Annotated in this window: 15 protein-coding genes; 7 read left to right on the forward strand and 8 right to left on the reverse strand. The window is 42.7% G+C overall.

What is annotated here, in order from left to right; all coding sequences use genetic code 11:
• Positions 1–5 precede the first annotated feature (5 nt).
• A complete protein-coding gene (locus B3X18_RS05090; protein ID WP_005023851.1) occupies positions 6–1,523 on the forward strand; it encodes a 3-hydroxyacyl-CoA dehydrogenase in 1,518 nt (505 codons plus the stop codon).
• 57 nt (positions 1,524–1,580) lie between these two features.
• On the opposite strand, the gene B3X18_RS05095 is transcribed toward B3X18_RS05090, so the two are convergent.
• The gene (locus B3X18_RS05095) at positions 1,581–1,877 is read right to left on the reverse strand and encodes a GNAT family N-acetyltransferase (RefSeq protein WP_080633063.1); all 297 of its coding nucleotides are present in this window, start codon (positions 1,875–1,877) and stop codon (positions 1,581–1,583) included.
• 370 nt (positions 1,878–2,247) lie between these two features.
• Here B3X18_RS05095 and B3X18_RS05100 point away from each other — a divergent pair, with 370 nt between their 5' ends.
• The 4 genes from B3X18_RS05100 to B3X18_RS05115 all read left to right on the forward strand — a co-directional run bounded on the left by B3X18_RS05100 (position 2,248) and on the right by B3X18_RS05115 (position 5,872).
• On the forward strand, positions 2,248–3,204 hold the full coding sequence (locus B3X18_RS05100) for a TerC family protein (protein WP_005023847.1): 957 nt from the start codon (positions 2,248–2,250) through the stop codon (positions 3,202–3,204).
• A gap of 122 nt (positions 3,205–3,326) precedes the next feature.
• The gene (gene guaD, locus B3X18_RS05105; protein WP_005023845.1) at positions 3,327–4,652 is read left to right on the forward strand and encodes a guanine deaminase; all 1,326 of its coding nucleotides are present in this window, start codon (positions 3,327–3,329) and stop codon (positions 4,650–4,652) included.
• Positions 4,653–4,868: 216 nt separating this feature from the next.
• Entirely contained in the window at positions 4,869–5,396 is a 528-nt protein-coding gene (hpt, locus tag B3X18_RS05110) for a hypoxanthine phosphoribosyltransferase (protein WP_005017552.1), read from the forward strand.
• A gap of 206 nt (positions 5,397–5,602) precedes the next feature.
• Positions 5,603–5,872: a GlsB/YeaQ/YmgE family stress response membrane protein gene (locus tag B3X18_RS05115; RefSeq protein ID WP_005017546.1), complete on the forward strand. Its 270-nt coding sequence runs from the start codon at positions 5,603–5,605 to the stop codon at positions 5,870–5,872.
• Between the two features lie 58 nt (positions 5,873–5,930).
• Here B3X18_RS05115 and B3X18_RS05120 read toward each other — a convergent pair whose 3' ends face one another.
• Positions 5,931–6,644, reverse strand: coding sequence for a DsbC family protein (locus tag B3X18_RS05120; RefSeq protein WP_034688456.1), 714 nt, complete (start codon positions 6,642–6,644; stop codon positions 5,931–5,933).
• A 98-nt stretch (positions 6,645–6,742) separates the two neighbouring features.
• Entirely contained in the window at positions 6,743–7,744 is a 1,002-nt protein-coding gene (gene dmeF / locus B3X18_RS05125) for a CDF family Co(II)/Ni(II) efflux transporter DmeF (RefSeq protein WP_286935169.1), read from the reverse strand.
• A 53-nt stretch (positions 7,745–7,797) separates the two neighbouring features.
• Between dmeF and B3X18_RS05130 the strand changes: the two genes are divergently transcribed.
• Positions 7,798–8,061: a metal/formaldehyde-sensitive transcriptional repressor gene (locus tag B3X18_RS05130; RefSeq protein WP_005017539.1), complete on the forward strand. Its 264-nt coding sequence runs from the start codon at positions 7,798–7,800 to the stop codon at positions 8,059–8,061.
• Between the two features lie 145 nt (positions 8,062–8,206).
• On the forward strand, positions 8,207–9,379 hold the full coding sequence (locus tag B3X18_RS05135; RefSeq protein WP_034688460.1) for an MFS transporter: 1,173 nt from the start codon (positions 8,207–8,209) through the stop codon (positions 9,377–9,379).
• 347 nt (positions 9,380–9,726) lie between these two features.
• Here the strand turns inward: B3X18_RS05135 and mnmE are convergent, their stop codons facing one another.
• The 5 genes from mnmE to rpmH form a co-directional block, all read right to left on the reverse strand.
• A complete protein-coding gene (gene mnmE, locus B3X18_RS05140; RefSeq protein ID WP_034688462.1) occupies positions 9,727–11,082 on the reverse strand; it encodes a tRNA uridine-5-carboxymethylaminomethyl(34) synthesis GTPase MnmE in 1,356 nt (451 codons plus the stop codon).
• Between the two features lie 102 nt (positions 11,083–11,184).
• The gene (gene yidC / locus B3X18_RS05145; protein WP_005023828.1) at positions 11,185–12,939 is read right to left on the reverse strand and encodes a membrane protein insertase YidC; all 1,755 of its coding nucleotides are present in this window, start codon (positions 12,937–12,939) and stop codon (positions 11,185–11,187) included.
• Positions 12,940–12,944: 5 nt separating this feature from the next.
• Positions 12,945–13,265 (reverse strand): membrane protein insertion efficiency factor YidD, encoded by a 321-nt coding sequence (gene yidD, locus B3X18_RS05150; protein WP_017401114.1) that lies wholly within the window; start codon positions 13,263–13,265, stop codon positions 12,945–12,947.
• 8 nt (positions 13,266–13,273) lie between these two features.
• A complete protein-coding gene (gene rnpA, locus B3X18_RS05155; protein ID WP_005017526.1) occupies positions 13,274–13,666 on the reverse strand; it encodes a ribonuclease P protein component in 393 nt (130 codons plus the stop codon).
• A 31-nt stretch (positions 13,667–13,697) separates the two neighbouring features.
• Positions 13,698–13,832 (reverse strand): 50S ribosomal protein L34, encoded by a 135-nt coding sequence (rpmH, locus tag B3X18_RS05160; RefSeq protein WP_000831329.1) that lies wholly within the window; start codon positions 13,830–13,832, stop codon positions 13,698–13,700.
• Positions 13,833–14,478: the final 646 nt, after the last annotated feature.

A 14,478-nucleotide genomic window follows, 5' to 3' on the forward strand; every position in this document is an offset into this window, starting at 1 on the left:
GAAACATGAGTATTCAAATTCAGCAGATCGGAATTATTGGCACAGGTACTATGGGCGCAGGTATTGCCCAGATTGCAATCCAATCTGGCCACGATGTAATACTGTTTGATGCCAAGGCAGGGGCTGCAGAGCAAGCCAGAGAAAAACTCGGCAAGACTTTAAATACGCTGGCCAGTAAAGGAAAATTCAGTCAGGAAAAAGCCAATCAGGATTTGAGCCATCTTAGTATAGCGACCGAATTGGAACAGCTCAAAAACTGTGACCTGATTGTTGAAGCAATTGTTGAAAATCTTGAGGTCAAGCAGCAGCTCATGCAGCAGCTAGAAAGCCTGGTGGGTACACAAACCATTCTGGCTTCTAACACCTCTTCTTTATCTATTACTGCAATTGCTGCTGGCTGCAAGCGTCCTGAACAGATCGTGGGTTACCATTTCTTCAACCCTGTACCGCTGATGAAAGTTGTCGAAGTCATTCAGGGCTTCAATACCCGTGAGGATATTGTAGATGCACTCATGCAGCTTTCTGTCAAAATGGGTCATCATCCGGTTAAAGCACAGGATACCCCGGGTTTTATCATTAATCATGCGGGCCGAGCCTTTGGCAGTGAGGCCTATGCCATGCTGATTGAAAATGTGGCTTCAGTGTCCGAGCTTGACCGGATTTACCGTGATGGTATCGGTTTTAAAATGGGTCCATTTGAACTGGTAGACCTGACCGGGATGGATGTCTCCCATCCGGTGAGTGAGTCAATTTATCATCAGTACTATGAAGAAGCCCGTTATCGTCCAAGTGTTATTACCCGGCAGCGATATATAGCCAAACAGCTGGGCAGAAAGACCGGTAAAGGTTTTTATGACTATACGACTGGTGAAAAGCAGGGAGAAGACCCGGCAGTTTTTGTAGAAAAGCTGGATCAGTATCCAACTGTCTGGATTGCAGCAGACCTTGAAAAAGACCAGAGTATTTTAAAAGATTATCTGGAACAGCAGGGCGTAACGCTAGAAACAGGTCCAGAGCCTTCTGAACAGGCTTTAGTGCTCATTGCCAGCTATGGTGAAGATGCAACGACTGCGGCCTTACGCTATCAGGTAAATCCGAAACAGGTAGTGTGTATTGACCTGCTATACGGTTTTAATAAACATCGTACTCTTATGCCAACCCTCATCACTGACTCAAAACATAAGACAGCAGCACATTCCATTTTTAATCTGGATGGCACTTCACTTAGCATGATTCAGGAAAGTACCGGCTTCGTAGCACAGCGTGTACTGGCCATGATCGTTAATCTGGGCTGTGACATTGCCCAGCAGGGTGTGGCCAGTGTTGAGGATATTAACGCTGCAGTACGTCTGGGTCTGGGCTATCCTTATGGCCCGATTGAATGGGGTGACAAGTTGGGAGCAGATAAAATTCTGCTTATTCTGGACCGTATGTCTGCAATTAGCCGTGATCCACGTTATCGTCCGAGTGCATGGTTACGCCGTCGTGTTCAGTTAAAACTGCCATTGGTCACGACTGTATAATCCTTTAAAGTCTCTCAGGTACTGCTTGTAGCAGCAGTACCTGTTCAGATACAAGACTCAGACAGCTACATCAGCAAAACTTTTCTCACGCTGAAACATGGTAGCTACGTAAGAGCAGACTGGAATAATCTTGACCTGTTTCTCACGTGCATAAGCAACTGCAGCATCAAGCAGTTCGCGTGCCACGCCTCGGCCACGTGCTGCCGGACTGACCCAGGTATGATCAATAGCAAATTTGTCCTCACCCTGCCACACATAAGTCAGCTCGCCCAAGCGTTCGCCATTTTCAGGAATAATAAAGGCACCGCGCTGGTCATTTTCATAATGCTGAACTTCCATACTTTTCTCCTTCATGAATCTTGTCAATTTGTTTTAACATGCCACATCCAGACAACAATTACCGTTGATTTGAGTTATTTTTTTAAATTGCACTTTGTTAAAAAATGTGCAACTCTACACATATTCAAATAGAGCATTCTATTTGAGACAGAATTTTAGTTTGACAAGGGGAGTAGCCTCCTCCAAGCGTAGCCGATAGTTTTTTATCGCGTTCGGTTGCGTGTCAGATATCGTCAATACACTTTGCAAAAAGTCGGTATCTGAGCATCAGGATGTTCTAACCCTGGTGTAGGCAAGACCTTGATCATGTTGACACAGATGAATAAACACATCTGGCAGCAGGTCAAGGTTTTTTTGTGCCCGTATGCCGGATGAGGAGATAGTGATGGAATCAATCGGCAGTATGGGATTGTATCTGGTATTTTTTGCCATAATTGCAGTCATGCTTTTGGTAGATTTTTTAGGTTTCAGACAGCATCAGGATCAGCCTGTTCCTATGAAGCAGGCTGCGTGGTGGAGTGCAGCCTGGGTAACCATTTCAGTGATTTTTGGTGCAGGTCTCTGGTTTTATCTGCAACAGAGCAGCGGAATTGAAATAGCCAACCAGAAAACCATGGAATACTTTACCGGTTATCTACTGGAAAAATCATTGGCTATTGATAATGTGTTCGTCTGGCTAATGATTTTCTCGGCATTTGCCATTCCACCTGCTTTGCAGAAACAGGTCCTGCTTTATGGGGTTCTGGGCGCAATTATCCTGCGGACCATTTTTATCTTTATTGGGGCATGGATGGTACAGGAGTTTTCCTGGGTACTTTATATCTTCGGTGCCTTCCTGGTATATACCGGCTATAAATTTCTGAAAGGGCAAGATGATGACCCCAATATTGAAGAGATGGCCTTACTGAAATGGCTGCGTAAGCATTTTCGTATTACCCCGCAGCTCGAAGGTCATAAATTCTGGGTACGTAAACAGGGCCAGTTATGGTTGACGCCGCTCTTCGTAGTATTGATTCTGGTTGAGTTCTCTGATGTAATTTTTGCAGTAGATTCTATTCCGGCAATCTTCGCAGTCACCAGTGATCCGTTTATTGTTCTTACAGCAAACCTGATGGCGATTCTCGGTTTACGTGCCATGTTCTTTCTTCTATCTGGTGCTGCAGTAAAAATGCATTACCTTCCTTATGGTTTAGGTGTAATCCTGCTGTTTATTGGCGCAAAAATGCTTCTGCTTGACGTATTCCATATGCCAATCTGGATTTCTCTAGGCTTTATTGCAGTTGTGCTCACCATTACCGGCTGGATGTCATACCGTTATAACCAAAAGCAGCTACCACAATAGTCCACAGATAGTTTAAACGGTTAAGGCTCTGACTTAACCGTTTTACGCATTATAACGGTATACAGTCGCTGAGAGTTACGGTTAAAATCGGTTGAAAAAAGTATAACTTGCAGGTTTTAACCATGTCTTCACTTCCCATTTCCACAGCCATTCGCGGGCGTTTTCTAGATATTCGGCAGATTGTAGCCCAGCCTACCGATCTGGCTCATCAGGTCCGTTATTTAGAAGATGGCCTGCTGATTACAGAACAGGGAAAAATAGTCTGGTTTGGCCCGTGGCAAGAGGGTCAGACCCAATTACCTGCCGGTATTCTGGTAGAACATTATCCTGAACAGTTGATTGTTCCTGGCTTTATTGACACCCATATACATTATCCGCAAAGTGAAATGGTCGGTGCATATGGCGAGCAACTGCTGAGCTGGCTTAATACTTATACATTTCCAACTGAAATGCAGTTTGAAAATCCTGAACATGCCAGCAAGATTGCCCATTTTTTTATAGAAGAACTGCTTAGAAATGGAACCACCACTGCATTGGTTTTCTGTACGGTGCATCCGCAATCAGTAGATGCATTATTTGAGCAGGCAGCACAGTACCAGATGCGGCTCATTGCAGGTAAGGTCATGATGGACCGTAATGCACCCGAAGCACTTTGTGACACGGCCCAGAGCAGCTATGAAGATAGCAGGGCACTCATTGAAAAATGGCATGGCAAGGGCCGGGCACTCTATGCTATTACACCACGTTTTGCGCCTACCTCTACACCGAAACAATTGCAGCTGGCGGGGAAATTAAAAACAGAATTTCCGGATGTCTATATACATACCCATTTGAGTGAAAATCTGGATGAAATTGCTTGGGTAAAAGAATTGTTCCCTGAGCAGCAGGGTTACCTGGAGGTTTATCATCATTACGGGCTGACTGGAGAACGCAGTGTATTTGCACATTGTGTTCATCTGCAGGAGCAGGAATGGGACTGTCTGCACCAGAGTAAATCTGCAATCGCATTCTGCCCAACATCGAACCTGTTTTTAGGAAGCGGGCTGTTTCCATTGTCTAAAACCTGGCAAAAACAGGTAAAGGTTGGCCTCGGGACTGATATTGGTGCAGGTACATCATTCAGCCTGTTACAGACAGCCAATGAAGCATATAAAGTCCAGCAGTTACAGGGCAACAAGCTCTCTGCGCTTGAGGCTTTCTACCACGCTACACTGGGGGGCGCACGTGCATTGAACCTAGAGGACAAACTGGGTAATTTCGATTTAGGTAAAGAAGCTGACTTTATAGTACTCGACCTGAAGGCAACAACTTTACAGAAACTGCGTCAGGAACATAGCAAGGGACTAGAAGACAGCCTGTTTGCCCTGTTTACATTAGGAGATGATCGTAATGTTGAAGCAACCTATATCTATGGACAAAAGGCCTACAGCAAAGCAGAACCAGTCTAGAGTTCCTGGTAGCAGTCTTTTTAAATGGGGAGTATTGGCTTTAGCCTGTGCAGTCCTGCTCAAGTCTGATCGGCCCTCAACTAACAGATAATTCACATTCTGGCTTCTGAAAAGGATGCACAGAATGAAAAATTGCATTAAAATTTCCCTATTCGAGGTGTTGCAGGTCAACACCTTTTTTATTTTTTCATTTTACTCGTTTTTAGGGATCTGCCCATGACCATTGAAATGAGCGTATTGATTTCTGCTGAAGAGATTCAGGCAAAAGTCAAAGAGCTTGGTGCAAAAATTGATGCTCACTATGCACAAAGTGACCGGGAACTGGTTCTGATCGGACTGTTACGTGGCTCGGTCATTTTCATGGCAGATTTATGCCGTGCCATTCATAAACCACATGAACTGGACTTTATGACCGTCTCCAGTTATGGGGGAGGCACTACTTCAAGTCGTGATGTAAAAATCCTGAAAGATCTGGACGGGGAAATCCGGGGTAAAGATGTTCTGGTAGTCGAGGATATCATCGACTCAGGCAATACCCTAAGTAAAGTTCTGGAAATTCTGCAAACCCGTAATCCTAATTCAATCGAACTCTGCACCCTGGTAAGCAAACCATCACGCCGTGAAATTGAACTTGAAGTTAAATTTTTAGGCTTTGAAGTAGAAGATAAATTTATTGTTGGCTATGGTCTGGATTATGACCAGAAGTATCGACACATTCCTTTTATTGGGGAAATTGGTCTTTAGTTTTCTAAATTCCTGATACTTAAAAGTGGCCTATGGCCACTTTTTTTATACGTTCTTTAGCAGTTTTATCGTATTGATGCCCTATCGGCACAAAAACTCAACAGGAAGTAGCATTATGGCACTTTTTAAAATTTGATACATGCTCAATGATAATAAGCGTACATGTTCCAGACATCACATCAGAAAAGATAAGAAGGAGAACGCGTATGTGGTCACTTATTGTTGCTATTATCGTCGGTTTCATTGCAGGGCTAATTGCACGAGCAATTCATCCTGGTAATGACAAGGCAGGCTTTATCGTTACCACTTTATTAGGGATCGCTGGTGCACTGGTAGCTACCTATGGTGGCCGTATGCTCGGCCTTTATGATGAAAACTCGGCTGCAGGCTTTATTGCATCAGTCGTGGGTGCATTGATCATCCTGTTTATTTATAACATGATTACCAAGCGTTCACGTGTAAATCATCATCCTTAAATAATTTAAAAATTAAAATAAAAAAGCACCGTTTCCGGTGCTTTTTTATGGCTATAGCTTATAAGCCAAATTCCTGCCAAGCCTGTTCAATCTGTTCCGCCGGATAAGCCCCCATCAGTTTAAAACCATTTGAGAAAATGATTGCCGGAGTACCTTGCAAGCCCAGTGATTTTCCCAGACTCAAATTCCGCTCAATCGGATTAGTGCAACTGGTATTGGCAGTGGGCTGTATTCCTTTAACTAGCAGGTTTTGCCAAGCCACTGTACGGCTATCCGAACACCATACCTGTTTAGCCGGTTTTACCGACTGTGGTTTGATCGGATAAATAAAAGTATAAATCGTCACATTATTAAGTTTGGCAAGCTCAGTCTCAAGCTTTTTGCAATATGGACAATTTGGGTCAGAAAAGACGGCAAGTTGACGCTTGCCGCTGCCTCGCACTGTTTTAATCGCATCCTGTAAAGGCAGCTGTTTCCAGTCAATACTATTTTGCTTAAGCACCAGATCTTTGGTTAGATTCTGCTGATCCTTAAGACGTATCATGGAACCAACTAGAATATGATTGGCTTCTTCACCCACATAAACTACTTGGCCATCTAGCACTGTACTATAGATTCCATTCATCTCAGTAGACTGAATCTGCTCAAATTTCAGGTTAGGATAATGCTGCTTTAAATTATTCTGTACTGACTCTACATTGGCAAAGCAGCTACTACTGAGTATTCCAGCTAGCGCTAGCATTAATAATTTTTTCATGCGTGGATGGCTCATTTTAGGTTAATCCTGCCTAATTTTAATCTTTTGGCTCTTTTTAAACATATTTTTAACAAAATATTTTAACTAACTAAGGAAGGTTTCACGTGGAACATCTACAACGGCATATTGATTTCAACCGAAATATGCACCACTTCCTCATGAATACTTAATGCATCACGAACCTGATCAGCATTCAGGTCATCTTGGGTTTCCAAAGCCAAAATACAGGCAAATTTTCCACGGCCTACTTTCCACACATGCAGATCAGTAATCTCTACTTTTACTGGTAAACCGACAATAACCTCACGAATCTCAGCGACTACCGGATGATCCATTTCTGCATCCAGCAAGGTTCGGCCTGTATCTCTTATAAGTCCCCAAGCCCAGCGCGCTACCAATACAGCACCGGCAACTCCCAAGACGGCATCCAGAAAGGCCCAGCCGAAATATTTTCCGGCCAGAAGCGCAATAATAGCGAAAACCGATGTCACCGCATCAGCAACCACATGCAAGAAAGCAGCTTTTTGATTTAAATCATGGCTATGCTTACCATGTTCATGTTCATGTTCATGTTCATGTTCATGTTCATGTTCATGTTCATGTTCATGATGGTGATGGTGATGGTGATGGTGATGGTGATGGTGATGGTGATGGTGATGGTCAGTATGATCATGCAAGAGCCAGGCACAAAGCAGATTTACCAATAGGCCGAGTACTGCGATCGGAATTGCTTCATTATAGTGAATAGCAACCGGAAAAATCAGACGTTCAACTGAATGAACCGCCATATATAAAGCTACAACAATCAATAAAATGGCGCTACTGTAGCCTGCCAGAATTTCGATTTTCCAGGTTCCAAAACTGAAACGCTGGTCATTTGCATAGTGACGCGCCGCGCGGTAAGCCAGATAAGCGAGCCCCAAAGCCAACATATGTGAACTCATATGCCAGCCATCAGCCAGTAAAGCCATAGAGTTAAATAGCCAGCCACCACTTATTTCGAGTAGCATCATGAAACCGGTTAACAGTGTAGCCCACAGGATTCGTTTCTGGGCGAGCGGATTCCCCTGATCAAACTGGTGTTTATGGTGTCGGGATAGGTTAAAATTTTGCATAACAGTTTATTCCATATACTCCCCCCTAGTATAATTATTTTTAGAGGTCATGCATGGGTCATTTACATCAGGACAAGAAAATTTTAAATCGAGTCAAGCGGCTTCAAGGGCAGCTTCAAGCTGTAGAAACTGCGTTGCAGCAAGAAGATAAAAGCTGCATTGAAGTATTACAGCAGGTGGCAGCTATAAAAGGTGCAGTAAATGGCCTGATGAATGAGCTGATTGAATCTCATCTACGTGAACATGTAATCAAACAAAATGATGATAATGAAAAGGAACTGGCCGAGTTTCTCAAGTTGCTTAAGCGTTATACCTGATCTGGCCATAGATCCTGGCTATCTAAATAGTAAGGTTCCAGATTTATGACAGGCACTAATCCAGGTTACTTATTTACTTTCGATTTTTCGAAGGCTTCAGACTACTATTAGGTTCATTCCTGTTTACGATCTGATCTTTTCATTTATGAAACAACAATCTTGGCATCCATTTCTTATGGTAAGCCTTGCCTTATGTACTGGTACCATTGGAACAGCGCTCGCTAGCCCGCTTTATCCGATTTACCAGCAAATATGGCATTTACTGCCAAGTCACATTACTTATATTTTCGTCGCCTATATGTTTGGCTGTCTTGCCACTTTACTGTTCTTTGGTCGTACCAGTAACAGTTTGGGTTTTCTCCGTACACTGCAAATCGGTTTAGTCATCGTGATTTGTGGATTAACACTTTCTGCGGTTGCCATTGATATTTACTGGTTGATGGCAGGGCGATTTGTGATCGGGATTGCTTCTGGACTGATTAGTACCTCAGCCATGCTTGGCCTGATTACGACGATTCCTGATCAACATAAACTTTATGCACCGCAACTCAGTTCAGTGATTACTGTGATTGGTTTCGGGCTTGGACCCTTTATTGGAGGACTGATTGCCCAGTTTTCTGATCAGCCTCTTATAAGTCCTTATTTGCCGGTGATTGCAGTAGCTTTCCTTTGCCTGTTAGGTTTGGCCCGCCTTGAATCACCTCAATTCGAACGGCAGAATTTTTCTATAGCGCCACATCTGGAAATTCCTGAGTCACATTACAAGACCCTGTTTTTTATTGCCGGTCTGACTGCCTTTATTGCTTTTGGTGCTTTTAGTTTATTTGCTTCACTGTCACCTTCTTTTGTGAAAGATTTAATTCCATGGCATGGCCCGCTGGTAAGTGGCAGTGCAATTGCCAGTATTTTACTTACCTCTGCTGTTGTACAGTTTTTTGCACGCTCACTATCACCCATTAAAAGCCTGAATCTGGGTGTGGGTACATTAATGTTCAGTCTGATCTTACTGGCCTTGTGTATGATTTCGCAATGGAGCCCACTATTTTTCATCAGTGACCTTCTGGTCGGCGCAGGACATGGGTTAGGGTTAATGGGTGCATTTGGTCTGATTCACAGCATGACTCATGAACGTAATCGTGCTGCGGTTATGTCAACTTATCTTTTTATCGGTTATCTAGGCACAATTGTACCAATTATTGCCGTAGGCTATCTGGCTGATCATTTTGGATTAACATTCGGGGTACTGAGTTTCTGTGCAAGCATAGCGCTGCTCTGTCTGGCCTTATTACTCTGGCCTAAAAAAATAGTTTCATCATAATTACCTGAACTTTATGGCTTAGCAGAATGGAGCAGTCATCAAATCCTAAATCAGCTTAATTTATTATATTTTAATCATTTTCACTGGAAATATTATTTAGATATTTGGAATTCCATAAATTTTATCTAAACCTGATTCAGGTAAAATTTTCTATTAAGTCTTGGAGTTACTAATATTAAAATTTAGCTCATTGCTTATACTTTTTATAAAAATTCTGGCAAATTATTAATAGAGATTAAAAGCCGGCCAACTCTGATGAAGGTAGGGTTTTAATTCTCTATAAAGAGTCCTAAGACCGGCTTAAATAACTTATCAATTTATTGATAATGAGTTCACTTGCTTTTGAACTATTTCCCGATACAGAAAGACCCGAAAATTTTCCCAAGCAGGTCATCGGCGCTAAATTCACCAGTAATTTCACTTAAAGCATTTTGGGCCAGCCGTAATGATTCGGCTACCAGCTCACCTGCATGAAAATCTGTAAGCTGCTCACGTGCCTCAGCCAGATATACCTGTGTACGCTTCATTGCGTCCAGATGCCGTGTTCGGGCAATAAAGGTATCTTCTTCTGGTTGGAAGCCGGCATGGTCTGTAATCGCTTCTATGAGCATCTGGACGCCGGTTTCCATTTTTGCAGATACACTGATATGACGAAAACCCTGATATTGTCCTGCTTCTGGCTGGACCCCAATGAGGTCACACTTATTTCCAATTAGTATAAGCCGTTTAGGCTCCAGATGTTCAGCAAAATAATTCTGGGCTAATTTTAGAGGATCTTCACCTTGGCTCAAATCATAGACCAGTAACAGTAAGTCAGCCTGTTCAATTTCCTTAATTGCGCGACGTATCCCTTCTTGTTCTACAATATCACCGGTTTCACGTAAACCTGCTGTATCTGTGAGTGTAATGGGTAGACCGTTCAGACTAATCTTTTCATGCAGTACATCACGGGTTGTTCCAGCAATATCAGTAACAATAGCGCGGTCATTACCTGCTAATGCATTTAAGAGCGAAGACTTACCGGCATTTGGTTTTCCGGCAATGACCACCTGTAAGCCTTCTCGCAGTAACTGGCCCTGACGTGCAGATTGCTGTACCAGCGTGACTGAACTGGCAACATCATCCAGCAGCTTGAGAATTTTTCCGTCAGCGAGAAAATCAATTTCTTCTTCAGGAAAATCAATCGCCGCTTCTACATGTAAACGTAAATGAATAAGCTTCTCTAATACAGAATTCACCTTAACAGAAAAAGCACCTTGTAAAGAACGTACTGCAGAGCGTGCAGCTGCCTGTGACGTGGCATCAATCAGATCAGCAATGGCTTCGGCCTGTACCAGATCAAGTTTGCCATTTTCAAAGGCACGCATGGAAAACTCGCCAGCCTTGGCCGCTATGGCACCCAGCTCGAATAGTCGGGAGAGCAGGGCATTTTGAATTACCGGTCCACCATGACCCTGTAGCTCAACAACATCTTCTCCAGTAAATGATGAGGGATTTGGAAAACAGATAACCAATCCCTCATCCATTACCAGCTGCTCTGCATCATAAAACTGCCGAAAAGCTGCCATGCGGGCTTTTGGTAGAGACCGCTGGGTTAACTGTTCGGCAATCATATAGGCTTTCGGACCTGAGAGGCGAATTACCCCAACACCACCACGGCCAGGTGGAGTCGCTATCGCAGCAATTGTGGTGGAGTTGAGCATATTGATCACCTAAAAATTTTAAAAACAGCAAAAGAAAATCCGTTCAAGATTATCATCTTGGACGGATTTATTCAGCATCGATCAAGTGAGCTGAATGGATTATTAAATCACTTCAACACCATTTTCGCGTTCTTTCTTCACGCTCCGGTTAATAAACCATTGCTGCAAGATAGTAATACTATTGTTGACAATCCAGTACAGTACTAGTCCTGCTGGGAAGAACAGCATAAATACCGTGAAAATGATCGGCATGATCTTAAAGACTTTTGCCTGCATTGGATCAGCTGGCTGCGGATTCAGTGATTGCTGAGTAAACATAGTCAGACCCATGACTAACGGCAAGATAAACCATGGATCCATCGCCGACAAATCCTGAATCCAGCCAAACCATGGCGCATGACGCAGTTCTACACTTTCCATCAATACCCAGTATAGGGCAAGGAAAATCGGCATTTGCAGCAAGAGCGGTAAACAACCTGAGAGAGGATTGACCTGCTCGCGCTTGTAGAGCGCCATCATTTCCTGAGAGAAACGCATACGGTCTTCACCGAACTCTTCTTTCATGCGCTGCATTTCTGGTGCAATTACCCGCATTTTCGCCATAGAGCGATAGCTCTTGGATGACAGTGGCCAAAGAATAAGTTTAACCAGTATAGTCAGCAGGATAATTGACCAACCCCAGTTACCGACAATGTTATGGAAGAACTGCAGACCCAGGAACAATAATTTAGCAATTGGCCATAACCAGCCATAATCTACAGTCTGGTTCAAACCTACTGCCAGATCTTTGAGCTCGGACTGAATCTTTGGACCTGAGTAGAAGGTTGCATCTACTTCAGCAACCGTACCGGCTGGCACATTGATAGTTGGCGAAGTAAAACTAATGATATTCATATCATCAGCTGATTTGCGTGATTCGAGCTTGGCAGCATATGGCTGTCCATTGGCTTGAGTCAGTTTAAGCTGACCCGGAATCCAAGCACTCACAAAGTAATGCTGTACTACAGCAATCCAGCCACCCTTTGCATCAACATTCAGCTTTTCATCATTAAAATTATCAAACTTGAGCTTGTTGTAATGCTCTTCTGGTGTGCCCCAGGCACCGCCCAAGAAGGTACCCAGCGTAAAGATCCCCTGATCAGACTTACCAGGATCTTCAGAATTATCACGTTTGATCTGGCCAAACATCTGACCCTGCCAGTTTTGCTGACTACGGTTCACCACTTTATGGTTGACCACGATCGGGTATTCGCCCTGCTTAAAGGTAAAGGTCTTAATGATCTCTACACCATCAGCAGTCTTGTAGACCATCGGTATAGTCAGTACTTTTACTGCTTTACCATTATCTTTACTGACAGTCTGAGCATCTTTAAGCAAGTCATAAGAAGTTTTTTCAACCTCATATACCGGGCGGCCGCTACGGTTACTGTCTGGACCATTGAGTCCAATCAGACCAGATTGTGCGACATAGGTACGCTTGGCATCACTTTCCAGCATGACAAACGGCTGATCGCTGTCTTTATTCTTGTCATGATTCAGTAATTCAATTCGTACAATATCCCCACCTTTTGGATTGATCAAAAGATGATAGAGGTCAGTCTGTACTGAAATCAGCTGCTGATTTACAGGTGCAGTTACATCTGTTGCTTGTGGCGTTGCAATATTTGCTTGCGGTACATCAGAAGAAGCTGATGCCGCTTGGCTATTTGGCAAATCTGCAGATACTTCATGCGAAACGACTGCCTGTTGCTGCGGCGCTGTCTCTGCATGACCATAATCTTTTTGCCACGCCAAAATGAGCAAATATGCGACGACAAACATGGCCCCGAGAATTGCAAACCTGGCCCATTGTTGCATATCTATTACCCCAAGTGGTTAGAGTGATTTTGATTCAAAAAACGATCACGAAAGGGTACAGCAACGTGAAAGGTTTGAGAATCTATTTGCTGAAATGAAATAAAACGAATTGCTTTTGGGGGAACAGGATCATAGCCAGAACCACCCCACGGATGACAGCGACAGATACGTTTACCGGCCAACCACACGCCACGCATCGCGCCATGCGCATGAATGGCTTCTAACGAATATTGAGAACAAGTTGGAATATAACGACAACGAGGTCCAAGCAGCGGACTAATCGCAATTTGATAGAAACGTATCAACCAATGCAATAAACGTCTCATTGGTATCTCTAGTTTTGTGAGGAAGAAACAGCTATTTTTCGGTGTTTTTTAACCTGGCGTTGTAACTTTTGCCAAGCTATCTGTAGTTGCTGGTGCAACTCGGCATTAGAAATATCTTCTATACCTATTTTAGGCATTACTACGATATCTAATAATTCCAGTTGTTGCTGATGCAGGCGAAAACTTTCGCGAGCAAGTCGTTTTATCCGATTTCTTTCATGTGCACGACGCACTTTTTTCTTGGCCACAACAATACCCAAACGGCTATGATGCAATTCGGTCGGTCTGGCAAGAAATAAGAAGTGGGGTTGATGCACTTTAAAAAGCGCACCATCAAACACACTTTTGTAATCTGCAGCACAGCGGATACGTACAGCTGTGCTGAAGCTATAAAGTGTCATGACACCCAAGTCGTTTAAACTTAAACTGAAATTAAACAGTTAAGCTGTGACGACCTTTGGCACGACGGCGAGCTAATACTTGACGACCAGCTTTAGTAGCCATACGAGCACGGAAACCATGAACGCGCTTACGCTTTAATTCAGATGGTTGGAATGTACGTTTCATGTCGAAACTCCAAAATGATCTTTCTATAAAGGTTCGCGATTGTATTGTGCAATCTTTACGCTGTCAATGAAAACCCGTCTTTTGTTCAATTTTGATTGTAATTCCAAGAATAGAGAAATATACAAATATAAAAATGAGAGAGATAAAATTTAAAACTTATACACAATATAAACCATTTATTTTAAAATACATTTATTTAAAAACTAAAAATATCCACAGTTTTATAAACAATATTTTGTATTTCTGAGTTAGGCTGCTGGTTTTGAATTTAAATTCATTGTAAGTTAAGTTATCCACACCAGATTGCATCGTTATTATTAAATTCAAATTTTAAAATTTAAATTTATTATTATTATTAGAGCGGCTTTTTTCTGTGGAAATGATACTTTTATATTCTAATATCAGATGATTATATTGTGGATAACTATGTTTTTATAATTTATATGAATTGTGGATAACTTTGTGATATATTTTATCCACAGGTTATGGAAAACTTTATCCACATGTGGTTTAAATTCAAATTTAAAACAGAAAGTTTCTTTTTTGGCCAAAACTTTAGAAATGACCCATGACAGATGTGGATAACTTGGTTAGAATGGCCACCCCTCGCAAGGGGTGCTGTAGTTCAATTTAAATTTAAAACATG

Origin of the sequence: Acinetobacter sp. UBA6571, from assembly GCF_002434085.1 — a bacterium.
Lineage (GTDB): Bacteria > Pseudomonadota > Gammaproteobacteria > Pseudomonadales > Moraxellaceae > Acinetobacter > Acinetobacter radioresistens.

Excerpts from the sequence above, each read along its gene's own strand:
- B3X18_RS05090 (WP_005023851.1), top strand. The coding sequence starts at position 6 with ATGAGTATTCAAATTCAGCAGATCGGAATTATTGGCACAGGTACTATG.
- B3X18_RS05095 (WP_080633063.1), bottom strand. The coding sequence starts at position 1,877 with ATGAAGGAGAAAAGTATGGAAGTTCAGCATTATGAAAATGACCAGCGC.
- B3X18_RS05100 (WP_005023847.1), top strand. The coding sequence starts at position 2,248 with ATGGAATCAATCGGCAGTATGGGATTGTATCTGGTATTTTTTGCCATA.
- guaD (WP_005023845.1), top strand. The coding sequence starts at position 3,327 with ATGTCTTCACTTCCCATTTCCACAGCCATTCGCGGGCGTTTTCTAGAT.
- hpt (WP_005017552.1), top strand. The coding sequence starts at position 4,869 with ATGACCATTGAAATGAGCGTATTGATTTCTGCTGAAGAGATTCAGGCA.
- B3X18_RS05115 (WP_005017546.1), top strand. The coding sequence starts at position 5,603 with ATGTGGTCACTTATTGTTGCTATTATCGTCGGTTTCATTGCAGGGCTA.
- B3X18_RS05120 (WP_034688456.1), bottom strand. The coding sequence starts at position 6,644 with ATGAGCCATCCACGCATGAAAAAATTATTAATGCTAGCGCTAGCTGGA.
- dmeF (WP_286935169.1), bottom strand. The coding sequence starts at position 7,744 with ATGCAAAATTTTAACCTATCCCGACACCATAAACACCAGTTTGATCAG.
- B3X18_RS05130 (WP_005017539.1), top strand. The coding sequence starts at position 7,798 with ATGGGTCATTTACATCAGGACAAGAAAATTTTAAATCGAGTCAAGCGG.
- B3X18_RS05135 (WP_034688460.1), top strand. The coding sequence starts at position 8,207 with ATGAAACAACAATCTTGGCATCCATTTCTTATGGTAAGCCTTGCCTTA.
- mnmE (WP_034688462.1), bottom strand. The coding sequence starts at position 11,082 with ATGCTCAACTCCACCACAATTGCTGCGATAGCGACTCCACCTGGCCGT.
- yidC (WP_005023828.1), bottom strand. The coding sequence starts at position 12,939 with ATGCAACAATGGGCCAGGTTTGCAATTCTCGGGGCCATGTTTGTCGTC.
- yidD (WP_017401114.1), bottom strand. The coding sequence starts at position 13,265 with ATGAGACGTTTATTGCATTGGTTGATACGTTTCTATCAAATTGCGATT.
- rnpA (WP_005017526.1), bottom strand. The coding sequence starts at position 13,666 with ATGACACTTTATAGCTTCAGCACAGCTGTACGTATCCGCTGTGCTGCA.
- rpmH (WP_000831329.1), bottom strand. The coding sequence starts at position 13,832 with ATGAAACGTACATTCCAACCATCTGAATTAAAGCGTAAGCGCGTTCAT.